The following is a 25,645-nucleotide window of genomic DNA, read 5'->3' as shown; positions in this document are numbered from 1 at the left end:
TTAAATAATAATATTTATCAAATATTTTGAACTTTACCTGATAAAATTAGTTTTTAAAAAACTATAACTCTTATAGTTTAACTTTTGCGTAAAAGCTGTTAAATAATTAAAATTGCCTGTGATGTTTACTCAATCATTAAATCATAAACATGCTCCTTGGTTGTCTTTTAGGTTATGGGCAGCAGAACACTTAGATAATTTTTCCGGTAGTTTAAAAACAGTCGTAAACAATAGTCTTAGTCATAGCTTTAATTCAATTGAAAAAAATATTATAACGCGAACAAAACAAGCCGCTTTATTAACTCCTTCTGATGCAAAAGAAAAATTGGAAGCATTTAAAGATGACATTAAAATTTTCGAAAAAATCAATGACAAATCTTATCTGTCAAACTCTAAAAACGTTAGGTTAAGGAACAGTTATAAAGCAATACTTAAAGCTGCTTTCAAATACGAGGCAACATTACACAAAATAGCATTTTCAGAATCCCCTATTATAAAAACCCCTGATCATATTAAAGAAGCATTATCAGAAACTGGTAAATCATCTTTGAGAGAAACTACTGAATCTTCTAATGTCTTTTAATCAGGGGGAAATAATTAATTACGAATTTCAAATACCAGGCAACGCAAGGCTTGAATACCATCCCGGTATTATACTTTCCTGTAATGATGTTTTTATTGATGACGAATGTTACGTTATTGCAATGATGTCATCAATACAAACCATTGATAAATATTCTTTCTGTTTAAATAATGATATGCTAGAAAATCCCATAGATTCTAAAAATGGCTTTTCACAAGTCAGGTGTCATTTAATAACTTATGCTTTAAAAAAATTTATTACGGATTTACGTCCGAAAAATAAACTTAAAGCATTTGCTTTTGAAAGACTGATCGCACACATTAATGTAGTTGTTTTTGATGTATGATTTTTGATTTTATTACTTTCAATTTCTTAAATAAACATTTCGATTTTATGTAAATGATAATGGACTTGTTTAAACTTATTCCTTGGTTCTTGACATCATGCTTTTTTTATCACCTAAAATTGGTATTGCCTGGTTTTGATTTGTTAAGGCTGATAAAAGCACCAATTTTTATAGGGTAAAAGAAGCATCAGCCCGAAAAAGGCCCGAAAAAAATTTAAACAAGTTCAATAGCTGCATTGGCAAATAGTTTAAAAATCAGGATTATTCAAAAGCTTATTCTCACCGCAACCGATGACTCAATTTCCCAATCGTTAGTCCCTGGATCATGATCGAAAAAACCACAATGATATAAGTGATCAGCACAAATTCGTTTTTGTGCATTGTTGCCGGAATAGATAAAGCCAGCGCAACAGATAAAGCGCCGCGCAAACCGCCCCAGGTCAAAATTGTTAAGGCGTTTTTTTCAAACTTGATCTTCCCTCTTAACAGCCAAACCGGGAAAAGCACCGAAACCCAACGGGCAAAAAGTACCGCCAAAATCATGGCCAGGCCAATGCTGACGATGGGCAAGGTAATCTCGACGACCAGCATCTCAAAACCAATCAGTAAAAACAGTACAGCGTTGAAAATCTCATCAATCAAACCCCAAAATTTGCCGAGGTAATCCCAGGATTTGCGCGACATGGCCGTGTTCCGAACCTTGTTGCCCAGCATCAAACCGGCCACTACCATCGCCAACGCACCGGAAACATGCAGGTAGCTGGCCAAAGCATAACCAGGCATGACCATGGATAAAGTAATCAAAACTTCTACACGGTAATTATTGATTGACCTCAAAATAAAATAACCGAGATAACCGAGTGCCGTGCCAAAAACCAGTCCGCCAATAGCTTCCCGCAAAAACAAACTTCCTATACGCCAAACGGTCATCTGGTCGGCACCCATCACGGCCACTTCTGTAACGGTTAAAAACAGCACCACGGCCACGCCATCGTTAAACAAAGATTCGCCCGTAATTTTAAGTTCCAGGCTTTCCGGGATGCCGGCTTTCCGCAAAATCCCCATTACCGCAATCGGGTCGGTTGGAGAAATCAACGTGCCAAAAAGCAAACAATAGATATAAGGAACGGGCAGTTGGAACAAAGCAAAAAGATAGTACGAAAGCACACTCACCAAAAAAGTGGATATGAGAACGCCCAGCGTAGCCAGCACCAAAACCAGTAAAACTTCTTTGCGCAGCTTCTGATAATCTACCTGCATGGCACCGGCAAAAAGCAGGAAACCAAGCATCACCTGCAACAAAACCTGCTGAAAGTCAATGGTTTTGATTAGCTTTACCAAACTGGCGGTTGTTGCGGGCACAAAACTGCCAAACATCACGATGATGAGCGAGGCCATTAAAGACAGCGCCATAATGCCAATAGTTGATGGCCATTTGATGTACTTATCGTTTACATAGGCAAAAACCGTAGTGAATAAAATAATTACAGTGATAATTTGATAAATGAGCATTATAGTTTGTTGAAGGGAAAACGCATCGGGTAAAAGTAAGTGTATTTCAAGGATTAACAGGGTTGTAAGCATTGATTTTGGAAAGCAAAAACAATTTTAAAAACAGGCAATTGTAAAGGCATGTCAAGTTTTTGGAAACCTTGCGTTGCTTGCTGCCTGCCCGGTTTGGCGATGCTTCTTTTACCGGATAAAAATCTTTTTATCAATTTTGCTGTTAATCCTTACACTCATTTTTAACCGATAAAAGAAGCATGGCCATTATAGGTGAACTCATTAAATCAGCAATCGAATTTACCGACAAGTTTGTAAAAGACCCGGACCCGATAGAATCACAAAAACGCGTTCTGGAAGATTTATTGGAAACCGCTGCCAACACCGCTTTTGGCCGCCACTACGATTTTGAAGCCATTTTAAACAGCGAAAACGCGGTCAAAGCCTTCGCCCAAACCGTTCCCGTTTTTGATTACGACAAGCTGTACAAAGAATGGTGGCATTTGGTTATCGAAGGCAAAAACGATATTACCTGGCCGGGCAGCACGCCATATTTAGCTTTAAGCAGCGGCACCACGAGCAACAGCAAACAAATCCCGGTTACGGATGATATGCTGGCTGCGATCCGCCGTTCGGGTTTGCAGCAGGTTGCGGCTTTGGCCAACTTTGACCTGCCGCCGTCTTTCTTCGAAAAACAAATTTTGATGCTGGGCAGCAGCACCGATCTGAAAGATATTAACGGGCATTTGGCAGGCGAGATCAGCGGCATCAGCGCCAGCAAAATCCCGTTTTGGTTCCGTGGTTATTACAAACCGGGAAAAGACATTGCCAATATTGATAACTTTGATGAACGCATCAAAGAGATTGCCAAACAGGCTGCAGATTGGGACATTGGCAGTTTGTCGGGCATCCCGGCCTGGATGGAATTGATGCTGAAAGAAGTGATTAGCTACCACAAACTCAACAACATCCACGACATCTGGCCAAACTTGGCCGTTTACACAACCGGCGGCGTGGCTTTCGAACCTTATAAAAAAAGCTTTGAAAAACTGCTGGCCCATCCGCTAATTTATATTGATACTTACCTCGCTTCCGAAGGTTTTTTGGCGATGCAAAAGCGGCCGGATACTTCGGCAATGGCTTTGGTAGTTGACAACGGCATTTATTTTGAGTTTGTGCCTTTTGAGGAAAAGAACATGAACGAGGACGGAACCGTTGCCGAAAACGCGAAAATTTTAACTTTGGCCGATGTGGAAACCGATAAAGAATATGTTTTGCTGATTTCAACGGTTTCTGGTGCCTGGCGTTACATGATTGGCGATACCGTGATGTTTACCGATTTAGAACGGCACGAAATCAGGATCAGCGGCCGGACCAAACATTATTCCAACGTGGCCGGCGAACAGCTTTCGGTGATCCAAATGAACGTGGCTATCCAGGAAATGGAAAAACAGTTTAACGTTTGCATCCACGAGTTTATCGCTTCGACAGTACACCGAAATGGCGAATTTATCCAGCAATGGTACATCAGCACGGATAAAGATTTGGATAAAAATGCGGTTGCAAAAGCGTTGGACGAGCACCTCCGCCAAAACAACAAAAACTACAACGTTGCCCGGACGCGCGCATTAAAAGGTGTGGAAGTAGAACCAATCCCGGTGGAAGTTTTTTATAAATGGAGCGAAGAAAATAAAAAGCTGGGCGGCCAGGTCAAAATCCCGCGGGTGATGAAAGAAGAGCAGTTTTTGGAGTTTGAAGCTTTTGTAAAGGAACATGTTTGATTTTTTGTCATGCTGAATTTATTTCAGCATCCCACAGGATTGATGCTTCTTTTATCGGCATAAAATCAATGCTTAGTGGGATGCCGAAACAAGTTCGGCATGACAAAGCAAGTTGATGGATGCTTCTTTTATCGGCATAAAATTGGTCTATAGAGAGATGCCGAAACGAGTTCGGCATGACAAAGCAAGTGGTTTGATGCTTCTTTTATCGGCATAAAATTGGTGTATAGAGAGATGCTGAAACGAGTTCGGCATGACAAAGCAAGTGGTTTGATGCTTCTTTTATCGGCATAAAATCAATGCTTAGTGGGATGCCGAAACAAGTTCGGCATGACAATCGGACTAAACTTAAATCGGCTTTTTAACCTTTTTGATCAAATCCATAATTTGTTGTGGGGAAAGGTAAAGCCGTTTGATCCGCGCTTTATAAGCCAAAGGCAAATCGCCGTTGTTTAAAATAAAGTTTTTGGTTGCCAGGATGTAAGTGCCCAAACCGTGGTCAACCGCGTACGTGTCTGCATTGCGCTCGGCCTGCATTAAAAAACGGTCAGAACATAAATAGCCGACCCCGAAAACCAACATCTTCCAGTTGCTGCGCTGGCTATAATCCATCACGTGGCCCAATTCGTGCCCAAACCAGCCTGTCAAAATATCCTGCGGCACGTTTTCAATCGGCATCGAACGGTGTACCATCACAAAACGCGGGTTGATTTTGATGATGTAAGTCCGGTTTTTTTGTCCGCGAAAAAACGATTTCAAAACCGGCTGCGACAGCATGATGGATTTGCTGGTGTTTGGGTCGAACACAAAATCAATCGGCGTATCTTTTAATTCAGGATAAAAAGACAAAGCTTTGACCACTTCCGGCTCCACTACTTTCGGAATGGTTTTATGCTGATAAAAAACGTTAAGCGGTTTGGCACCGGTTAATTCGGCAGGTTTGGAAGAGAAATAAACGATGGCATAAATAAAAACAACGGCTAACAACAGCAGTACTACGATCACGGAAACGGCTTTAAAACGCATGTTGGCACAACAGCTTTTTAAAAAAAAGGTTCGGTTTTGTGGGCAGGTATTTTGTTTGCCGATACTGTTTTTACCAGGCAATATTTAGTGTAAAAGAATTTCCGCCTGGCTGGTATTTGTCCGCGCTGGTCAAACTTTAAAAAACACTTTAAAACAGGAACCCTTTCCAACCTCACTTTCAACTTCAACCTTACCGTCGGCCGCATTTATTATTTTCCGGATTAAGTAAAGGCCGATTCCCTGCCCTTCAACTTCTGTGTTTACCCGATGGTACATTTTAAAGATAAAGTCAAGCCGGTCTTTGTTGATGCCGATCCCGTTATCGGTTACGGTTAGCAAAATAAACTGATCAACCTGCTCGGTTTTGATGATGATTTTTACCTGCCGCTCTTGAGACCGAAATTTGATCGCATTTGTAATCAGGTTTAACATAATACTTGTTAAGTATTTTTTAGAAAACCGGACTTCCTTTGCCAAAAAATCAGTGCTAAAAACAGTATCTGTATCTTTTATTTTTTCGGATATCAATCCTTCAATACTTAAAAAAACCGATTCAAAATTCTCCAGAGAATAGCCTTCCTGCATTTCGGCTTCCATCTGCCCTACTTTGCCGAGGTCTTTCACAACGTCTTTAAAGTTTGAAACAGCACGGTTAACCATATTAGACAGATTTAAAACTTCCGGGTCTTTTAAATCCATTTTCTTGTTCAAAAAACCAAGCACCATTTCTATGTTTAATATTGGTGCATTCAAATCATGTGAAGCACCATACACAAAGTTGTTCATGTCTGCATTTATCCGCGTTAAACTTTTATTGCTGATGTCTAATTGTTTGTTGCTGATGTCCAAATCATAGAGCAGCTTTTTAAATTCGGTAATGTCATAAAAGCTAACAATAGCACCGTTTGCGGTATTGCTGTTTTTCCGGATGTAAGGCAAGGTCATCACCTCGTATATCCTTCCGTCTATAGATTCTACTTCCCTGGTAACCGCTTCTTTATTTTGTATTACTTTTTCAATATCCTCAATTAAAGTTTCAAATTTAATATTGGTTGTGATGTCGTTTAGAGGTCGGCCAATATCACTTTCGCGGAGGTTGATATGTTTTACCGTACCGGGAGAATATTTTTTTAACAGCAAATTATCGTCAACAAACAATTGCCCGTTGATATTGCTCCGAAAGTAATTGTTCAGGTCATCGTTCAATTCTGTTAATTCATCATTGGCAAGCTGGTGTTCCCTGTTTATATTTTGCAGTTCTGCATTTACAGAATGCAGTTCTTCGTTGATGGATTGCAGTTCTTCATTGGCACTTTGCATTTCTTCATTGGCGGATAGCATTTCTTCGTTAAAAGATTGTATGTTTTCGTTTGATGATGCTATCCGGTCATTAGCTACTTCAAGCTGGTGCTTTGCTTCGGCAAGTTCTGTTTCCAGGCTTTCGATATGTTCCCGGGTGATTTTATTTAATGCGGCCTGATCGGCAATATTTATCCCGGTTGCTTTACTTGTATTTTCTTTGAACAGGATAAGGAGTGATTGTGTATCCGCTTGGTTTATAAAAAAGGGCTTGATCACGATGTCGGCCAGATGAAATTTTGCCATATCTGTTCCGCCAAAACGCAGCCGTTTAAGTATAACTTTCTGGTTTAACTTTAAAGCCTTGTATGCTGCGCTTTTAAATGCAATAGAAATATCATCGGGCAATAAGCTGGTGAGGTTTAAATTAAAAATCTCATTCTTGAGATAAGCCGAAGGATCGCCGAAAGAACGTATTACATTTAAGTTTTCATCCGTACAAACACAATACCCGGATTCTTCCAGGATAGCCATGTTGATTTCATCAGCTACCACAAGTTTAGAAAACGGGGCCTCATCTTTCGTGCTTACTTGCATGGTGTTTGTTTTTATCCGTTCGATAACCGGTGCCGATAAAAAATTATCAAACCTTAATGTACTGCTGTTTTTATTGCTTTTCAATATATTCCATTTGCCCGATATCTCCGTAAAACCCTCGTTCAAAATTGCTGTACTTTCAGTTGGGCCTAAAAACAAATACCCGCCTTTTTTTAAACCGAAATACATCATAGAAAGCACTTTTTTCTGTAAAACGGGGTTCATATAAATCAGTAGGTTGCGGCAACTGATGAGGTCTGTATCGCAATAAGGCGGGTTTTTAACCAGGTCGTGCTCCGCAAAAATGATCATCTTCCTGATCTCGTGCTTTATTTTGTAGTTCTTGCCCTCGGGTGTAAAAAACTTGTGCAGCCTTTCTGCGGATACGGTGTTTTCTATTTTATTCGTATATATTCCTTTTGAGGCAACATCCAAAGCAGCCTTGTTTAAATCGGTCGTAAATAGTTTAACTTCTATTTCTTTATCAATTTTGTTTAAATATTCATTTACCAAAATGGCTATCGAATAGGCTTCTTCGCCTGTAGCGCAACCGGCTACCCATATTTTTAATACATCGCCATTTTTTTTACGGTCTATAATATCCGGCAAAACCTGGTTTTCAATAACTTTAAATGCTTCGGCATCTCTAAAAAACGAGGTTACGCTAATTAAAAAATCATCGGCCAAAAGCCCGATTTCTTTCGGGTTGTTTTTTAAATACGCATAGTAGTTATCTACACTATCAAAGTTATGCTCCAACATCCGCTTTTTAATCCTTCTTAAAATTGTTGGCCGTTTATAATCGGTAAAATCGAGCGGTGAGTTTCCTTTTATTAAACTTAAAATTTCTTTCAGGCCTTCGTCGGATATTTCGTCGTCCTTGTCGTCAATAAGTATTTCGAGCACACCGTCTTTCACATACTTTTCGATAACCTGTGGCATCGCTTGCGGCGAGATAACCCGGTCGGCACAGTTTGTAGCAATGGCAGCTTGAGGCATCCCGTCAAAACTTGCCGTATCCGGGTCTTGTACCATAACAATTCCGCCTGCCTTTTTAATCGCTTCCACCCCTTTAGACCCGTCTTTGCCGGTGCCGGATAAAATAATCCCGATCGCTTTATCTTGGCGTTCTTCTGCCAGGGAAATAAAAAAATAATCAATGGTTAAATGCGGTGCCTGTTTATCTTTTTTATTGGATAAAAGAAGCTCGCCATTGTTGATAACCATGTATTTGGTATTGGGGATGAGGTAAACTTTATTGGCCTCAACTTTCATCAGGTCTGTAACCTCAACAACTTGTAGCTTACTATGGGGCCTAAGTATTTGGGCCAGATGGCTTTTAAAATCAGGGGAAAGATGCTGGATCAGGATATAAGATACACCATCCATTGGTGTGTAATCAAAAAAAGCCGAAATAGCTTCTAATCCTCCGGCAGATGCGCCAATAGCAATAATGTATTGCTTTTCATCAATCTGGGCCATAATTGTTAATTTAGAAGTAAGTAGCAGAACGTAAAGTCAATCAAACATAGTTATAATAAACCAAAAGATATTTAAAATCTTAATTTACAGCTAAATACTTTTCAAAGCTTTGAAGAGGAGCTTATATTTCATCTTCAAAAACAGGCTATAGTTTTCTTTTTATCTGCTAACACCAATTTTTACCCGATAAAAGAAGCATTTAACTTTTCTACAAATTCCTTCTTCCTTTAAACTTTGCTGCAATATGTATCAGCAATAACAATATTTAATTTAAAATTAAAACTATCTGGGTAAATACAGGTTTTTTGTGGGAAGCTTTAAAATAACAATTTAGCTTTTATCGTCTCAGCAGCTCCTTTTTCGTTATGGTATTGTAACCCAGTTTTTTTTGGTCCGTTACAAAACCAGACAATACATGCCCCAGCCCGGTTTTATAACACAATCAATTTTATTATAAATTTTACTTAACCGTTTATTATGTTTTATCATGACAAAAAACTACAGTACGAGGTACGTGTAGAAAAACCAAACCCGGCGTATGCCAAATTATTGCAACAGGCCATTGGCGGTATCGAAGGCGAGATCAGGGTATGTTTGCAATACCTTTTCCAGGCCTGGGGGTCGCGCGGCGAAACCAAATACCGCGATATGTTATTAGAAACCGGTACTGAAGAAATTTCGCACATCGAAATGTTAAGCACCGCTGTTGCATTGAACCTGGAAGGCGCTACGAACGATTTAAAGGATCAGATTGCCGGCTCCAACCCAATTGTGGGCAGCATTATGGGCGGCATGGACCCGCGGCATATTTTATCGTCCGGTTTATCGGCCATGGCGGTTGACAGCAATGGCGTACCTTTTAACGGCTCATGGGTGGTTGGCAGCGGCAATATTGCTGCCGATATGTATGCCAACGTAATGGCAGAATCAACCGGCCGCGTTTTGGCCACACGCTTATGGGAGTTGACCGATGATGCAGGCATGAAAGATATGCTTGCCTTTTTAATTGCCCGCGATACGATGCACCAAAACCAGTGGCTGGCCGTGATCGAAGATTTGGGCGGTGTAAAAAACAACCTTCCAATTCCTAATTCTTTCCCGATGACGGAAGAAGTTAGGGCGTTTGAGTATGCTTTTATCTCTACCGATATCCACAAACCACAACCGCCAAACGCACGTTGGGCAAGCGGCCCTTCTATTGATGGCAAAGGCGAGTTCAGTTTTGTTTATGCTTCGCCGATGGGGCAAGAGCCTAAATTAGGCGCGCCGGATGTTCGCGGACATGCGCAAACCCAACAAATGAAAGGTGCGGTTGCTGATAAAGGCATCATCGAAAATATCAAAGACACACTGTTGCCATAATACCAATTTTATGGTGCTAAAAGAAGTATTGGCCTAAAAACCGGATGCTTCTTTTAGCACCTGTTTTTTATCCAATAAAAATTGTCAATTTAGTTTTGCTGTATCATGAAGCAAACATCCAAAGGAAAAATTTGGGGCTGGGCAGGCGGCATTTTGCTTGTTTTATTATTGGCAGGATACGCTGGTTGGCATTTTTTAAAGAAAAACCTGGCCAACCCTAAAAATACAGCGGCAAAAGAAGCAATCACTGATCAACTGAAAAAGCTGGTAACCGAAGCCAGCGACAGCCTTTACCATATTGAGTACGACCATTTTGAAGTGAACATTGATGCCGGAAAAGGACTCATCACCAACTTCAAGCTGCTGCCGGATTCGGCCGTTTACCAGCGTTTACTGGCTGCGCGAAAAGTGCCAAACGATGTGATGCGCATTGTTGCCGATAGTTTGATTTTGGACCAATTTGGTTTTGCCAAAACACCGCAAGGAAGGCGGTTTAACATTGCGGGAATGACGATGAAGCACCCGCAAATACGCATTGTTAACAAACGGCTTGCTTACAACGATACAATTAATGCCGAAAAAGCTGCACACCCGCCGGCTTTGGTAAAAATGATGAAAGGGATTTTGAAGATCACTTCGATCCAAAAACTAAACATTAGCAACCTGAATTTTACTTTTGTCAACCAAAACGAAAGCAAGGAGAAAACCACTTCGCTAAAACACTTGAATATTTTGATGGATGGTTTTACCTGCGATAAACTGGCCGATCCAAAAGACACTTCCAAAAAAACGCTGTTTGCAAAAGTGCAGCTTTGCCGCATTTCTACGCCGGATAGTTTGTACCGGCTCAATTTCAAAAACATTTACTTTTCCCCGGAACAAAAAACAATGTCGGTAAACGAAGTATCGCTGGTTCCGCGATTGGACAAAGTTGCTTTTTATAAAGCGGCCAAGTTTGATAAAGACCGCATCCATTTGGTGTACAACAATATGGTGATGCGCAACATTGACCTTAAACATTTTTTGCAGAGGCAGGAAATACACATCGGTTCTGCAACCATTGGCAGCAGTTGGGGCGAGGTTTTTAACAATTACAACTGGCCAAAACGGACGCCGCCGCTGCGCCCGGAACCTTTTCCGCACCAAAAACTACAGCAACTGGCTTTTGATATCACGATAGATACCATGAAAATGCACAAAGGGTATTTCAAATATGTGATCGCGGCGCAAAAATCCGAAGAAAACGCAACGTTGTTTTTAACAAATTCGGAAGGCCTGTTCCTCAACATTACCAACAATACGGCAGTTAAAAAACGCAACCCTTATGCGTTTGCAAACATGCGCGCCAAAATGATGGGCGCCGGGGATACGCATATGAGCTATAAATTTAACCTGGCCAGCAAAAACGGGGCATTCAGCAATACCATCGAAATGGGGCCGATGGACGGAACAGCGCTAAACCCGCTGGCAAAACCGCTGGCAATGATGGCGATCCAATCGGCAAAAATCAATAAAATGCTGATGCAAATTGATGCGACCGACCGCGGGGCAAAAGGCAATTTGGATTTGTATTATACCAACATGAAAGTGGCTTTGTTGAAGCACGATGACAAAAACGACGACCTGAAAAAGCGCGGCCTGCTTTCTTTTTTGACCAATACCTTTATGCCGAACGACAACCCGAAAAAGAACGGCAAGTTTAGAAAAGGGCCGATCAATGTTACGCGCGGGCCGCGGGAATCTTTTTTCGGATTGTTGTACAAATGTTCAATGGATGGTATGTCATCGGCCATCATGGGTTTCGATCAGCATAAACAAAAACCGAACGAAAACATCGTGGTCAAAGCCTTGCAAAAGAAAAACCATTAGCCAATACTGTTTTTACCGCACTAATTTTAGGGTGGTAAAAGAAGCATGGAAAAATATTTCTTTTCAAGCCAAAAATCCACTAAAAACAAAACAGGCAGTTGTCCGATTTCGGAAACTGCCTGTTTTGTTTAAATACTGTTTTGCTGCTTTTTCTCTACGTTTTTTGATGATTCCCCGTCAGAGTCATCTTTTTTGTGTTTACTTTCTTTTTTGCTTACGCTTGGCGCGCCTTTTTGTTGGCTTTGCTGGCTTTCGCCTTTGTGTTTGGTTTTGGTGCCGTCTGTTCCCTGGTCGGCCACGTTTGTTTTGGTACTCATAATCTTAATTTTAATTAATAATTAATACGCTGTTTAAATTATTATAAAGATCATGCCAACGCTTTTTTGATTAACAATTACAGTTCAAGTCAATAAAAACTATTGGGGTTTTTGAAAAAAATCCAAAAAACGGAATGCTTCTTTTATCGGCATAAATTGCATGACCAATAATTTGCCATTGATTTTTGGTGGATAAAAGAAGCATGGACACGCTTTTTTAGAATCCGTACAGAAACGGCTACAACAATCAAAGAAACGGCTACAACAAACAATCAGGAAGTGCCGACACTTGTACAGCAAACAAAACCAAATTTTATGAAAATTATCGTAACAGGTTCTTTAGGGAACATCAGCAAGCCGCTAACAACAGAATTGGTGCAAAAAGGACATCAGGTTACGGTCATCAGCAGCAAGGCCGAAAAACAAAAAGAGATTGAAGCTTTGGGGGCCACTGCTGCCATCGGCTCGCTGGAAGATGCCGGTTTTTTGACAGCTACTTTTACCGGTGCAGATGCCGTTTATGTGATGGTTCCGCCGAACAACTACTTCGACCCAAACTTTGATCTGATGGCTTTCTACCAAAAATTAGGAAATAATTATGCACAAGCCATTAAGCAATCAGGCGTTAAACGGGTAGTCAACCTCAGCACTTTTGGTGCGCATTTAGATAAAGGGAACGGGATTTTATTGGGCGCGCACCAGGTAGAGCAAATTTTGAATGAATTGCCTTCGGATGTAGCCATTACGCACATGCGTCCTACTTCTTTTTACTATAATTTATTGGGCTATGCGCCGATGATAAAAGCACAAGGTGTTATTGCCGCAAATTATGGTGCAGACCACATAATTCCCTGGGTTTCGCCGGTTGATATTGCGGCTGCCATTGCCGAAGAATTTGATACTTCTTTTACCGGCATAAAAGTTCGCTACGTAGCAAGCCAGGAACTTACCGGTGATGAAACTGCCCGCATTTTGGGCGAGGCCATCGGAAAACCGGATTTAAAATGGGTGCTGATTTCCGACGAAGAAGCAGAAAAAGGCTTAGTTGGCGTAGGGATGAACCCTAAAATTGCCGCTGAATTAACCGAAATGTACGCCGCACTTTACAGCGGTTTGTTGGCAGAAGATTATAACCGCCATAAACCTGTTATGGGCAAAGTAAAGCTCAAGGATTTTGCAAAGGAAACTGCTGCTGCTTTTAAATAAGCACCATAAAAACAGTAATGCACCAAAGCCTTTATTCACAAAATAAATTTTCAATCCGTAAAAAACTATTATTATGCGTGTATTTGTTACAGGGGCCACAGGCTTCATCGGTTCAGCCATTGTTCAGGAATTAATTAATACCGGCCACCAGGTTGTTGGCCTGGCGCGGTCAGATGCAAATGTAAAATCACTTGAAGCAGCCGGTGCCGAAGCGCACCGGGGCGACCTGGAAGATTTGGAAAGCTTGCGGAAAGGAGCAGCAGCTTCGGATGGCGTAATCCATGCGGGATTTATCCATGATTTTGCACGGTTTAAAGAAGTTTGCGAGATAGACAGGCGCGCTATTGAGGCAATGGGTGCTGCGCTCGCCGGCTCTGACCGGCCTTTGATCGTTACCTCCAGTACCTCTCTGGTCAGCCCTGGCCACCTGGCAACCGAAGAGATGCCGCCAGAGTCCGACTCCTCCTTACATCCGCGTGTGGCTTCGGAAGAGGCTGCTGCTGTAGCGGCGGCGCAAGGGGTACGGGTATCGGTGTTGCGCCTTCCTCTGTCTGTTCATGGCAAGGGGGATTCAGCCTTTGTTCCGATGCTCATCAATCTTGCACAAGAAAAAGGCGTTTCGGCTTACATAGGCGATGGACTGAACCGCTGGACGGCTGTTCACAGGCTTGATGCTGCCAATCTCTTTAAGCTTGCATTAGAAAAGGCCGCCGCACCAGGAACCAAGTATCATGGCGTTGCGGAAGAAGGAATTGTTTTCAAAGATATTGCTGAAGTTATTGGCAGGCATTTGAATATACCGGTTGTATCCATATCGCCGGAAGAAGCAGTCAATCATTTTGGCTGGCTTGCTTCCTTTGCCGCATTTGATGCCCCGGCCTCAAGCAAGTTGACCCAAGAACGCCTCGGCTGGCAGCCGGTACACCCTACACTTTTGGATGATATGGAAAAGGGAAGCTATTTTAAAAGCTGAAAGGATTGATCCTAAAATCCCTAATTTGATTACCTTAGAAAGTCTGTACATTTAAACAGAAAATCGAATTATAGCATGATAAACATTCAACCTTATCGGATTAAAACAATTAGTCAATACCATCATACTATGGGGCTTCCAAAACCAGAACACCCATTAATCAGTGTGATTAATATGGAATTGATTAAGCGCAACCTCAACAAAGAGCAGGTAAATTTGGTGTTCGATTTTTATTCCATCTCGCTTAAAAAGAATTTCAATGCCAAAATAAAATATGGGCAACAGGAATATGATTTTGATGAAGGCGTCATGTTTTTTATTTCGCCGGGTCAGGTTTTTGGGATTGAGGTTGAAAAAGGTGCAGCCATAAAATGTTCGGGTTGGATGCTGCTCGTCCATCCCGATTTTTTATGGAACACGCCACTGGCCAAAAAAATAAAACAGTACGAATATTTTAGTTATTCGGTGCACGAAGCTTTGTTTTTGTCGGAAAAAGAGGAAACTACGATCATCGGCATGATGCAAAACATGGAGCAGGAATACTGTGCCAACATGGATAAATTCAGCCAGGATATTATCATTGCCCAATTGGAATTATTGCTGAATTATGCCGACCGTTTTTACCACCGCCAATTCCTGACCCGCAAAATTGCAAACCACCGTATTTTAAACCGGCTGGAAGAAATCCTCAACGAAAACTTTAAAAGCGAAACCATTGCAAAACATGGTTTGCCTGCCGTTGCCGACGTTGCCCAAGCCTTAAACATTTCGCCCAATTATTTAAGCGCGATGCTGAAAGTACTGACCGGGCAAAGTACCCAGCAACACATCCACGAAAAACTGATCGAAAAAGCAAAAGAAAAACTCTCCACTACCGAATTATCCATCGGCGAAATTGCCTATGAATTAGGGTTTGAACATTCGCAGTCTTTCAGCAAATTGTTCAAAAGCAAAACCAATCTTTCTCCTTTGGAATTTAGAAATGCTTTTAACTGAATTTTACCCGATAAAAACAGCATCTCGCTTCGATGCTTCTTTTAGCACCTAAAAATCAGTGGCCCCCTGATGCTTCTTTTACCGATAGATTTTCAGGCACAAAAATTAATACACTTTATTTTAGTTTAAAAAACGGTACTCCTGCGGCGAATGGCCAACCCGTTGCTTAAACAAGCGTGCAAAATGCGTTGGATATTTAAAGCCAATTCGTAAGCAATCTGGCTAACAGTTTTACCAGGATCAAAAATCTTTTCCTTTGCCAGTTTGGCTTGAAAGTACTCCTGCATCGTTTTACCGGTTTCCTTTTTAACCGAACCGCCAAAATACTTCGGGTATGGTAATGGTATTTACATCTCTTGTAAAACTATATTGCCATGAAAAAATACCTACTTTCTTTCTTGTTTTTTATCTCCTGCAAAGCACAAAAAACATACATTTTTAAACCCGGAGACACGGTTAAAGTACACAGCACTAAATTCTTAATTTTGGATTATAATAAAAGCCGGAAAGGGCTTTTTTACAATGCCCAGGATTTAAAGCGCGGTTTTTTTGTTGAATATTTTTCGCAGGAACGGTTAAAAAACGTAAAGTAATTTCCCCAAAAAAACAGTACCAGCAGGAAAATTTTTGGTCAGGAAATACTTTTGAAGAAAAATCACGGGTATGGCAATGCTGTTTTTACCGGATAAAAATTGTTGTTCAGCTTTGTTGTACCAACTGGTTTAAACTGATCAGATTTTTAACCGCATCGCCGGCCGTATTGTTAAAATAAACGAAAACGCTTTTGCCTTCTTCCTGCCAGGTTTTGATGTACTGCGCATATTCGCTCAGAAAATCATCATCGTAACCATCTTTGTAATTGCCATTTGGGCCATGGAAGCGCAGGTAAACAAAGTCCAGATCATTTTCTAAAAACGGCGTTGCCGATGCTGGCATATCCTGCAAAACGACGTTGGCTTTGTGTTGATCAAGTAGTTGGTAAACTTCGTCGTTGTACCACGAACGGTTGCGGAATTCCAAGGCCGGTTTCCATTCCTGCTGCGGGTCGGCTTCCCGGATCACGTTCAACAATTTTTCTAATTGCGCCAGGTTTGCAGCCGTTAAACTTGGCGGAAACTGCACCAGTAAACATCCTTTTTTTGTTCCTGCCGAAGCAATGGTTTGGATGAAACGAAGCACGTCTTCCGGTTTAAAATCTAACGCTTTGTTATGCGTAATTTCCCGCCAAAGTTTAAACGTAAACTTGAAATCTTCCGGCACGCTTTCGGCCCAATTCGCAACCGTTTTGGCCATCGGGATTTTGTAAAACGAACTGTTGATTTCGATGCTGTTGAAAATCGAAGCATAAAAAGTCAAACGGCTTTTATCCTGAAACGCTGGTGGAAAAGCGGCTTTATTCGGGACAGGCAATACCAAACCGCTGGTGCCTGAATACAACTTTCCATTTTTTATTTCTTCCATTTTATTTGATTTTATGTTGAAGTTTGATGCTTCTTTTACCGGCATAAAATTGGTGTTCACTCGCCCGGATGATAAGTTTTCTCCGCATGTTTCAACACATCTTCTTTGTAAAACAGCACATCTTTAAACTTTCCGTCCAAGTACATTTCGGTCTGATCGGTAAAATGTTTGGAGTTCGATGCCTTTAAAGTTTTCCTCGCATTGCGCGTACATCAACCCGAAAACCACGCTTGCATCGGTTTTGGCATAAATATGCGGCACGTCCCAGTTGTCGCGCATAATGGTTACGCTTTTTGCTTCGGCCTGAAACCTGGCAATTTCTTTTGGTGTGAATTTTTGGGCGTTAGAAAATACAGGCAGCAGCAAAAAGGCAACAAGTAAATTTTTCATTGATAAAAGAAGCATTGTAGTTTTAGAAAAGTACACAAATTTTCGTTTAATCAAAAAAACAGAGGCAAAAGATAAAAACCACTAACGTTAATACTTAAAGAGCATATTTAAAATTTGGTTACTATGTTTTTGTGCTTCTTTTATCACCTAAAAAATTGGGGTTGTGTTTTTAAATGTATGATGGATTTCTTTTGGTTGAAAAAACAAACAAATTGGAACAAGTTATTTTTAATTATTACAGCTAAAAAGAGTTGCCGACTTAAAACAATAGTATCGGCTTTTATAGCCATCATACATTTGAAAACAGTACCAGACTTGCTACTTCTCTAATAGCAACTATAACGGTTATTAAAAAATCAAAGCTATTAAAATTTCAAGATCCTTACTTATGATGTTATGTTCTGTCATAAAACATGATGTAACTAAAACGAAATAATCACAAAACAAAAATTAATTCAATCTGTCATTAACTTACAAATGTTGTATATATATTAAAATTATTTGCCAAGGCAAGATTAAACTTCAAAAAGTAATTATGTAAGCTTAAAGCAGTATTTTAAATTAGCTAAATCAGTTTGATAAACAATAAATGGAAAACAGCATGAATAACGAAACGAAAACAACAGCCGTTAACGAAGATGAGAACCTTGGCGGCCGCTTACCTCTGCTTAAGCCTGAGCAGCTTAACCCCGAGCAGAAAGAATTGTACAAGCTGATAAGTGACAAGCAGGTTCCATGGGCAAAAAAGAACAATTTCGAAATTTCTTTACAAGATGGCAGCCTGATCGGACCTTTCAATTTTCATCTTCGAAGCCCGGCAGTAAGCAAGCAATATTTAGGATGGGCGAATGCGGAGTCGGCAGGTTCCAAGCTGTCGCCAAGGATGAGGGAAATTATAATACTAACGGTAGGTTTTTCATGTAATGCAGAATATGAAGCTTATGCCCATACGGCAGTTGGCAAAGCTGTAGGCCTTACCGATGCCATTATCAATTCCATTAAGTTAGGCCAACAACCTGAAAACCTTGAGCCAAATGAAATTGCCATATATCAATTTACCCACCAACTTGTAAACAACCGCCGTATTGACGACCCAACTTACCAAACAGCTATTAAAATACTGACTGAGCAAGGTGTGGTTGATATAGTTCATTTAATAGGCGCCTATCTGGCCACTTCAGCGTTTTTAAATGCTTTTCAGGTTCCCGCTCCAAAAAAATAATATTGAATGGCAATCAGCATACAATAATAAATTAACATTAAGGGCCTGTTTAAGATTTGTTCAATTTTTCTACATGCTTCTTTTACCGACTAAAAACCGTTGCATTTTTATGTTATAACATTTGCCTCAAATACAAAAATATAAACAGCCGCTTTGAGCCTTGCTTTCAATATATTTCCAAAATTTTAACTGTCTCCCTTGATTAGTTACTTGGTTTGCTTAAAACATTAACCGGACGAAACGCTTAACAACACGTCCATAAAAAATTGATTTAAAAAGCAAAAGAAAAATTATCTACAACTGGTTTATCCGTAAGTGAAATTGTGTATGAATTAGGGTTTGAACACCCTCAGTTTTTCAGCAAACTGTTCAAAACAAAAACCAACCTTTCGCCTTTGGAGTTCCGGGCTTCTTTTAATTGACGGGGCCACTAAAAAAACACCGATAAAAGAAGTATTGATCAACTACTTAAATACCATGCGCCGTTCAGGGCGATGACCGTCGCGCACAAACTTTGCCAACCCCTCGGCCCACTAGCAACCAAAATATTTTTTGGACAGAATCAATCTGCATTGTTTCAAATTCGGATAAAAACAAACCGTTGATGCTTCTTTTAGCACTATAAATTTGGTGCCTTTTATATTTGGTTTATCAACCATCATAAGTTTGAACGGGTTTTATCCATGTAAAAAACTGCCGCTGCCGACATGGCGTTTCGCCATCAACCAAAACTTTTGTGCTATGCTTCTTTTATCGGTATAAAAATGTTGTGCCGTTTTTATAGGAAGCAGAAAAACACCGCAACGCTTAGTTTAAATGCCTGTAATTTCATAAAATTGTTCTATCTATTTTTTTGAATGAAAAACAGTGCTGCACATCTGCCGGAAACCCTGAAAGTTTTTGAAACTTTGCCTGGTTTGTACCTTGTCCTGTCTGAAGGGCTGACCATAATTGGTGCAAGCAACGATTACTTAAAAAGTACCGGTAAAAACAGTATTGATGTTTTGGGCCAGCCGGTTTTTGATCATTTCCCACTCAATACCGATGAACTTAAAGTGCAGGGTTTAGGCCAGTCTTTGGCGCAAATGCTTCAACCTGTAGCGCTTCCGGTTTTTTGCATCGAACAAAATAATTGTGCCGGTTACTGGAAAACAACGCATACACCAATTAGAAACGAAGCCGGCGAACTGCAATACATCATCCAGCAAACCATCAACGTTACGCAGCAAACCCTGGCCGAAGAGCATTTAAAGCTGAGTGCAGAACGCGAAAAAAACGCGCTGTTGGAAGCCCGGCAGTTAAGTGTGCGTTTGGAAAAGTTTATGACGGAAATCCCGGCGCAGGTTGCCGTGGTTTCCGGGCCCGAACTGGTTTACGAGTTTGTGAACAGCCATTACCAGGAACAACTTTTCCCCGGGCGAAAACTGGTTGGCAAACCACTTTTAGAAGCTGTGCCCGAAATTGCCGGGCAACCGGTAGAACAGGTTTTTCGGCATGTATATAAAACCGGCAAAACTGTTGAAGGAAAAGAAATGTACATCCCGCTGGCGCCAAAAGACGGCGGGCCGCTGCAAGACCATTATTTTAACCTGATCCACCAGGCGCGGTTTGACGGGCAAGGCAACGTAACCGGCGTTTTTACCTTTGCCTACGACATTACCGCACTGGTTTTGGCCAGAAAAGAGGTCGAAAAAAACGAACAGCAACTGCTCCTGCTCAACAACAACCTAGCCGAGGCCAACGAAGAAGTGCAGGCATCGGTAGAAGAACTGATTACCACGAACCAGGAGCTGTACCAGGCCCAGGAAACGCTACGGCAGTTAAATTTTGAACTGGAAGAACGGGTTGTTTTAAGAAACCATCAGGCTTTAACGGCACAGGCCGAATCGGAAAGCCAGCGTTTGCGCTTAAACCAGTTTTTGATGCAGGCACCGGCAGGCATCTGCATTTTGGACGGGCCTGATTTTGTTTTCGAACTGATCAACCCGCTGTACCAACAGCTTTTTCCGGGCCGAAAGCTTTTGGGAAAACCATTGCTGGAAGCCCTGCCGGAAATTGCAAAGCTACCGGTTTGGGATATTATCCAAAACGTTTATCAAACCGGTAAGCCTTTTGAAGGGAACGAACTTTTGGTCCCGCTGGCAAAATACGACAACGGGCCTGTGGAAGACCACTATTTCAACTTTATTTACCAGGCCAGGTTGGATACGCAAGGCCGGGTAGACGGTTTGCTGGTTTTTGTTTTTGAGGTAACAGAATCCGTGATCGGCAAACGTTTGGTAGAAGAAAGCGAAAAACGCTTCCAGTTTTTGCTAAATGCCATGCCGCAGCAGGTTTGGACGGCCAATCCCGACGGCGCTTTAAATTATGTAAACCAGGTTGTTTGTACCGATTTTGGCAAAAGTCAGGAAGATGTGGTTGGGCCCGGGTGGAAAAATTTCATCCATCCCGATGATTTGCCGGGCTGCATACAAGCTTGGACAGTTGCCCTGCAATCGGGCAATGAATATGTAACCGAGTTTCGGTTGCTGTTGCAGAACGGCGGGTACCAGTGGTTTTTGGCCAGGGCGGTGCCGTTGGTTGAAAACAACCAGGTCAAACTTTGGATCGGCACCAATACCAACATAGATTTCCAAAAAAACAACGAGCAGAAAAAAGATGAGTTCATTTCCATCGCCAGCCACGAACTGAAAACGCCACTGACCAGCATCAAGGCGTTTAACCAAATGATGAAGCGGACTACGGATACGGCGAAACTGCAAAACTTCGCACAAAAATCTGCCGAACATATCCTGCGTTTGGAAAGGCTGATCAGCGATCTGCTCGATGTAACCAAGATCAACGCGGGCAAAATGAATTATACTTTTCAGCCCTTTCACTTCGGCGAAATGCTGGCAGCAAGTGTAGAAAGCGTACAGCATACGTCGCCTTCGCACCAAATTATTTTAGAAAGCACGGTGGATGTACTTTACACCGGCGACCGTTTCCGGATCGAGCAGGTGATCAATAACTTTTTGACCAATGCCGTTAAATATTCCCCTGAAGGAAAAATTGTGTTGGTAAACAGCGAAATCCAGTTGGACAACATCATCGTTTCGGTCCGGGATTTTGGGATCGGCATCGCCAGCCACAACCTGCAACACCTTTTCGAAAGGTATTATCGGGTGGACAATACCGCGATGAAATACGAGGGCCTGGGTTTAGGGTTGTTTATTTCTTCGGAAATTTTAACGCGCCACAACGGCAGTTTTTGGATCGAAAGCGAACTGGGGCAAGGCTCTACCTTTTATTTCAGGCTGCCGCTGAGTATGGTTAAAGGGCCGGTGCCGGTGATCCAACAAAACGGTTTTTATAAAGATGCTTCAGTTACAATGAGTTACAACCGGGCCCAACAGCGTTTGGATGCAGACTGGACAGGTTTCCAAAACCTGCAATCGGTAAAACACGGCTGCCTGCTGATGCTGGACATGCTGAAAAACAACAAAGTGAATAAGGTACTGAACGACAATACGTACGTTTTGGGAACCTGGTCTGACGCGGCAGACTGGGCAGGAACAGAGTGGCTGCCGATGATGGAAAAAGCAGGCTTAAAATACTTTGCCTGGATTTATTCGCCCAGTGCTTTTAGTAAACTCTCTGCCCAAAAAAGCGGGAACATGGGCGTTGGCAATGTCATTATTCAGTTTTTTACTGATATGAAAACGGCTGAATCATGGATCAACAGCCAGGCGTAAGTTTTGCCGATGCTTCTTTTATCGGTTAAAAATTGGCCTGTATTTTTAATGCTTCACCAATTTTGCAGGGATAAAAGAAGCATCAGGCCGAAACTTAGAATTCCAAACAAATGCAGTTTAAACTTTGGGCCCACGCTTGTAAATAATTAGGCCGTTCAAAAAATTACGTAAAATCTGGTCGCCACAAGGTTTAAAGTTGGGGTGGTCTTCTTTCCTGAAAATGGCGCCCAGTTCTGTTTTCGTGATCCTGAAATTGGCCAGTTCCAAAACTTTGATGATGTCGTCATCGGTAAACTGCATAGCCACGCGCAGCTTTTTCATAATATCGTTGTTGCTCATTTTGCTTGATCCGGTTTACCTTGAAATTTCAATTTTAACCTTTTTGTTCTTCAGTTTTTCGCCTTTTATCTTTTGCAAAGTTGCTTCTGCCCTATCGCGTTTGATGGCCGCGTACGAGGCATGGTCTAAAACTTCAATCAAGCCCAAATCATCTTTTGGCAGCCCGCCTTTTTTCAGCAGCAAACCCACAATATCTACTTTGTTTACCTTATCTTTTTTGCCTGCCGCCAGGTACAACGTAACCCAGGGCGAAGGTTGCGGGATAATCGGTTTCTGCGGCAGCTCTTCGATCTCCGGCATTTGTTTTAAGTAAGCCGGTTTTTCGTCGGGCGTTAAAATCAGGTACGAAGTCCCTTTGGCATACATGCGCGCGGTACGGCCGTTGCGGTGCAAAAAAGCTTCCTCGTTGTGCGGCAACTGGTAATGCACCACGTGTTCAATTTCCGGAATGTCCAGCCCGCGCGAAGCTAAATCTGTGGTAATTAAAATTTTATAACTGCCGTTCCTAAATTTTAACAAAGCGCGTTCCCGGTCGTCCTGCTCCATGCCGCCATGAAAAACGCCGTTTGGCAAACCCATTTCCCACAACAAATCGCTAATGCGGTCAACCGCTTCGCGGTGGTTACAAAAAACCAAAGTTGCGCGGTCGCCAATCTTGCAGATCAGGGCAAACAAGGCTTCCAGTTTATCGGCGGCTTCGGTAATTACCGCTTTTTGTTTGAGATCGGGAATGGCAGCCGAATTCGTCAGAAAATCCAGTTCCACCGGTTTTACCATGCCGGTAAACGCTGGTATTTCTTTCATTTTGGTGGCCGAAGTCAGTATCCGCCTTTTTAAGTTGGGCAATTGTTTGATGATAAAAGCCATATCTTCCTGAAAACCAAACTCCAGCGCTTTGTCAAACTCATCCAGAATTAAAGTTTGGATGAGGTTTGTGCTGAAACTTTCCCGGCGCAAATGGTGCGCAATCCTTCCCGGCGTACCAATTAAAACCGCCGGTGGTTGCGATAAATTGTTCCTTTCCGTTTTTACATCGTGGCCGCCGTAGCAGCAGTTCACTTTAAAACCGCTGCCCATCGAGCGAAAAACCTGTTCGATCTGCAAAGCCAATTCGCGCGACGGAACCAGAATCAGTGCTTGCACGTTTGCAATTTCAGCATCAAGTACATCCAGCAAAGGCAACAAAAAACCCAATGTTTTACCCGAACCTGTGGGCGAAAGCAGGATCACATCGCTTTTTTTGGCTGCGCTGATGGCCGCCTGCTGCATTTCGTTCAGGGCGTTTATTTTCAGGTTTTGAAGGGCTTGTTTGATCATCAATTTGATTTCGGGAAAAAACCAAAGTTAAGCTAATTGCGGGGTTTATGGTGATAGTTCATTGGTCATGGTTCATTGATAATGGTTGATGGTTCATAGGTCATGGTTCATGGCCAGCCTGAAATTTAGGGCATAAAAGAAGCATTGGCATTATCGGCATAAGTTTTAATTGTGAACTTGTTTAAACTTTTAAATAAGAAGAAACGATAGAAACCAGTCAATGAAAACAACTCATCCCCCTCACCCCCTTCAAAGGGGGAAGCCTGTCGCCTACCTTTTTATCATTTAGAAATTTGGAGATGAAAAGGTTGGAAATGAAAAGGTATGCGCCCTGGCCCTCTTCCCCCTTTGAAGGGGGCCAGGGGGATGACCCTTAATTTTTTACCCGGTAAAAGAAGCACCACGAATATATTTAAACAACTTTTATGCATATTTCCTTTTTATCGAAAAGAATTTAAACTAAAACCGGTTGTGGATTTCCGTCATCACCCGCACCATTTCTGCACGGATTTGTGCAGTTGGCCGCGTAAAATTGTTGTTTAGGTAACAAAACAGCAAACGTTTACCTTTCCGCGTGATCAAATAACCGCTTTGGTTGTGGTTGTTGGACAGGCTGCCGGTTTTTCCCCACACAAACGGAACGCCGTTGTCCGTTTTGTAAGCGTTTTTGAGCGTACCCGAAACACCGCCGGTTGGCAGTAAATTGTGCAGTTTTTGCTCGTTGCCAACCTTGTCCCAAATCTTCTGCAATAAAGCGATCATTGTCCGTGGCGTAAACAAATTTTGGCGCGAAAGTCCGGAGCCATCGGCCCACTGCGGTTCATCGGGCAAACCGTTTAAAAAGTTTTTCTTGCTGTACGCGATGGCGTTTTGCGTACTTAAAACACCGCCGGGCAATGTAGATGAACAAACCAGCAACAATTGCTCGGCCACAAAATTATCGCTTGGCAAAAGCATTTGCTTGTAAACAGAATCCGCAGCAATGCTATAAAGTGTTTTTGCTGAAGTTGGCATTTGCATTTGGATCAATCCAATTGGTTTTTTCAAAGTATCCTGCAACAATTCCAAAGTTAAACTTGGACTTGTTTTCCAGGGAATTTCCTGATGAAACTTGGATGGAATTGGGTCGGCAGGATATACAAACTTGTTTTCTTCCAATGCTCTTTTTACCCTATAATTTTTAGGGTGAAAAGAAGTATCAACTTGCAAATACATTTTCAAATATTTAGGCTTGATTTGCAAGTTGCCTTGTGCATCGGCATCAATAAAAGCAACGTTATCTTGTATAGGCATGGCGGTAATATCAACCTGATAATAATCATTGTAATCACCATAAGGCCAGCCTTCACCATAAAAGTTGCCGGTATAATTAGATGCCGAATAGCACAATTTTAGTGTCGAGCTTTTCAAAAAATCAAAAGCTTTGGTTGATTTTAAAACAGAATGCAAAAAAGCAGGGTCGCCGGTTCCCCAAAAAATCAAAGAATCATTTCTAACCAAATAACGCAAGCCGGGAATTGAATCGCCCAGCATTTGCAACGCAGTATAAAAAGTAAAAAGTTTGGTGTTGGAGGCCGGTGTAAAATACTTATCCGCATTTTCCTGATAAACCATTTTCTTTTGATCCTGATCGTACAAAGCAAAACCTGTAAAATGATCTTGGTTGATCTTGGTTTCATTAAAAATCCTGACAATCTTGTGCTTTGTAATTTGATGCGAACAACCAGAAATTGCACCAATTATAAGGGCATAAAAACAGTATGCGGATATAATTTTAAAGCAGTGTTTTGAAGAAAGGAAAAGTTTGTACATACAATTTTGATCGGCTTAAAATTACGAAGC

22 protein-coding genes and 1 pseudogene are annotated in these 25,645 nt (G+C 41.6%); 12 read left to right on the top strand and 11 right to left on the bottom strand.

From position 1 onward, the window contains the following. The first annotated feature begins 121 nt into the window (after positions 1 to 121). Positions 122 to 583, top strand: coding sequence for a hypothetical protein (locus tag V5804_RS14590; RefSeq protein ID WP_369592132.1), 462 nt, complete (start codon positions 122 to 124; stop codon positions 581 to 583). Next, positions 573 to 929: a hypothetical protein gene (locus V5804_RS14585; RefSeq protein ID WP_369592131.1), complete on the top strand. Its 357-nt coding sequence runs from the start codon at positions 573 to 575 to the stop codon at positions 927 to 929. Before V5804_RS14590 ends, V5804_RS14585 begins: the two co-directional genes overlap by 11 nt. Positions 930 to 1,208: 279 nt before the next feature. On the opposite strand, the gene V5804_RS14580 is transcribed toward V5804_RS14585, so the two are convergent. Then, complete coding sequence (locus V5804_RS14580) at positions 1,209 to 2,441, bottom strand: cation:proton antiporter (RefSeq protein WP_369592130.1); 1,233 nt, start codon at positions 2,439 to 2,441, stop codon at positions 1,209 to 1,211. Positions 2,442 to 2,692: 251 nt separating this feature from the next. On the opposite strand from V5804_RS14580, the gene V5804_RS14575 reads away from it, so the two are divergent. Beyond that, entirely contained in the window at positions 2,693 to 4,213 is a 1,521-nt protein-coding gene (locus V5804_RS14575; RefSeq protein ID WP_369592129.1) for a GH3 auxin-responsive promoter family protein, read from the top strand. A 7-nt stretch (positions 4,214 to 4,220) separates the two neighbouring features. On the opposite strand, the gene V5804_RS14570 is transcribed toward V5804_RS14575, so the two are convergent. From V5804_RS14570 to V5804_RS14560, 3 genes are all read right to left on the bottom strand, one after another. After that, a complete protein-coding gene (locus V5804_RS14570; RefSeq protein ID WP_369592128.1) occupies positions 4,221 to 4,391 on the bottom strand; it encodes a hypothetical protein in 171 nt (56 codons plus the stop codon). Between the two features lie 170 nt (positions 4,392 to 4,561). Continuing rightward, positions 4,562 to 5,239: a hypothetical protein gene (locus V5804_RS14565; protein WP_369592127.1), complete on the bottom strand. Its 678-nt coding sequence runs from the start codon at positions 5,237 to 5,239 to the stop codon at positions 4,562 to 4,564. A 129-nt stretch (positions 5,240 to 5,368) separates the two neighbouring features. Further along, positions 5,369 to 8,617 (bottom strand): chemotaxis protein CheB, encoded by a 3,249-nt coding sequence (locus V5804_RS14560; RefSeq protein ID WP_369592126.1) that lies wholly within the window; start codon positions 8,615 to 8,617, stop codon positions 5,369 to 5,371. Between the two features lie 477 nt (positions 8,618 to 9,094). On the opposite strand from V5804_RS14560, the gene V5804_RS14555 reads away from it, so the two are divergent. Together V5804_RS14555 and V5804_RS14550 are read left to right on the top strand one after the other, a co-directional pair. Next, positions 9,095 to 9,979 (top strand): manganese catalase family protein, encoded by an 885-nt coding sequence (locus V5804_RS14555; RefSeq protein WP_369592125.1) that lies wholly within the window; start codon positions 9,095 to 9,097, stop codon positions 9,977 to 9,979. 105 nt (positions 9,980 to 10,084) lie between these two features. Continuing rightward, entirely contained in the window at positions 10,085 to 11,848 is a 1,764-nt protein-coding gene (locus tag V5804_RS14550; protein ID WP_369592124.1) for a hypothetical protein, read from the top strand. 128 nt (positions 11,849 to 11,976) lie between these two features. On the opposite strand, the gene V5804_RS14545 is transcribed toward V5804_RS14550, so the two are convergent. Then, positions 11,977 to 12,165, bottom strand: a complete 189-nt coding sequence (locus V5804_RS14545; protein ID WP_369592123.1) for a hypothetical protein — start codon at positions 12,163 to 12,165, stop codon at positions 11,977 to 11,979. 315 nt (positions 12,166 to 12,480) lie between these two features. Between V5804_RS14545 and V5804_RS14540 the strand changes: the two genes are divergently transcribed. From V5804_RS14540 to V5804_RS14530, 3 genes are all read left to right on the top strand, one after another. After that, a complete protein-coding gene (locus V5804_RS14540; protein WP_369592122.1) occupies positions 12,481 to 13,371 on the top strand; it encodes an NAD(P)H-binding protein in 891 nt (296 codons plus the stop codon). Positions 13,372 to 13,444: 73 nt separating this feature from the next. Beyond that, complete coding sequence (locus V5804_RS14535) at positions 13,445 to 14,344, top strand: SDR family oxidoreductase (protein ID WP_369592121.1); 900 nt, start codon at positions 13,445 to 13,447, stop codon at positions 14,342 to 14,344. Positions 14,345 to 14,419: 75 nt separating this feature from the next. Then, complete coding sequence (locus tag V5804_RS14530; RefSeq protein ID WP_369592120.1) at positions 14,420 to 15,340, top strand: helix-turn-helix domain-containing protein; 921 nt, start codon at positions 14,420 to 14,422, stop codon at positions 15,338 to 15,340. A 125-nt stretch (positions 15,341 to 15,465) separates the two neighbouring features. On the opposite strand, the gene V5804_RS14525 is transcribed toward V5804_RS14530, so the two are convergent. Beyond that, positions 15,466 to 15,627 (bottom strand): hypothetical protein, encoded by a 162-nt coding sequence (locus tag V5804_RS14525; protein WP_369592119.1) that lies wholly within the window; start codon positions 15,625 to 15,627, stop codon positions 15,466 to 15,468. An 87-nt stretch (positions 15,628 to 15,714) separates the two neighbouring features. Between V5804_RS14525 and V5804_RS14520 the strand changes: the two genes are divergently transcribed. Next, complete coding sequence (locus V5804_RS14520; protein WP_369592118.1) at positions 15,715 to 15,933, top strand: hypothetical protein; 219 nt, start codon at positions 15,715 to 15,717, stop codon at positions 15,931 to 15,933. Positions 15,934 to 16,039: 106 nt separating this feature from the next. Here V5804_RS14520 and V5804_RS14515 read toward each other — a convergent pair whose 3' ends face one another. Together V5804_RS14515 and V5804_RS14510 are read right to left on the bottom strand one after the other, a co-directional pair. Continuing rightward, the gene (locus V5804_RS14515) at positions 16,040 to 16,801 is read right to left on the bottom strand and encodes a DUF72 domain-containing protein (protein WP_369592117.1); all 762 of its coding nucleotides are present in this window, start codon (positions 16,799 to 16,801) and stop codon (positions 16,040 to 16,042) included. A 123-nt stretch (positions 16,802 to 16,924) separates the two neighbouring features. Then, complete coding sequence (locus V5804_RS14510) at positions 16,925 to 17,191, bottom strand: penicillin acylase family protein (RefSeq protein WP_369592116.1); 267 nt, start codon at positions 17,189 to 17,191, stop codon at positions 16,925 to 16,927. A 601-nt stretch (positions 17,192 to 17,792) separates the two neighbouring features. Here V5804_RS14510 and V5804_RS14505 point away from each other — a divergent pair. The 3 genes and pseudogenes from V5804_RS14505 (at position 17,793) to V5804_RS14495 (ending at position 22,147) form a co-directional block, all read left to right on the top strand. Beyond that, a complete protein-coding gene (locus tag V5804_RS14505) occupies positions 17,793 to 18,413 on the top strand; it encodes a carboxymuconolactone decarboxylase family protein (RefSeq protein ID WP_369592115.1) in 621 nt (206 codons plus the stop codon). A 167-nt stretch (positions 18,414 to 18,580) separates the two neighbouring features. Next, positions 18,581 to 18,835 (top strand): annotated as a pseudogene (locus tag V5804_RS14500) (helix-turn-helix domain-containing protein); the annotation flags it as partial. 435 nt (positions 18,836 to 19,270) lie between these two features. Next, positions 19,271 to 22,147: a PAS domain-containing protein gene (locus tag V5804_RS14495; protein WP_369592114.1), complete on the top strand. Its 2,877-nt coding sequence runs from the start codon at positions 19,271 to 19,273 to the stop codon at positions 22,145 to 22,147. 117 nt (positions 22,148 to 22,264) lie between these two features. Here V5804_RS14495 and V5804_RS14490 read toward each other — a convergent pair whose 3' ends face one another. The 3 genes from V5804_RS14490 to V5804_RS14480 form a co-directional block, all read right to left on the bottom strand. Continuing rightward, the gene (locus tag V5804_RS14490; RefSeq protein WP_299289488.1) at positions 22,265 to 22,486 is read right to left on the bottom strand and encodes a DUF1456 family protein; all 222 of its coding nucleotides are present in this window, start codon (positions 22,484 to 22,486) and stop codon (positions 22,265 to 22,267) included. A gap of 15 nt (positions 22,487 to 22,501) precedes the next feature. After that, entirely contained in the window at positions 22,502 to 23,803 is a 1,302-nt protein-coding gene (locus V5804_RS14485) for a DEAD/DEAH box helicase (RefSeq protein WP_369592113.1), read from the bottom strand. Between the two features lie 459 nt (positions 23,804 to 24,262). Further along, complete coding sequence (locus V5804_RS14480; RefSeq protein ID WP_369592112.1) at positions 24,263 to 25,615, bottom strand: D-alanyl-D-alanine carboxypeptidase/D-alanyl-D-alanine-endopeptidase; 1,353 nt, start codon at positions 25,613 to 25,615, stop codon at positions 24,263 to 24,265. Positions 25,616 to 25,645: the final 30 nt, after the last annotated feature.

Origin of the sequence: Mucilaginibacter sp. (genome assembly GCF_041088075.1) — a bacterium.
GTDB lineage: Bacteria > Bacteroidota > Bacteroidia > Sphingobacteriales > Sphingobacteriaceae > Mucilaginibacter_A.
This window is presented reverse-complemented; position numbering and strand designations above follow the sequence as displayed.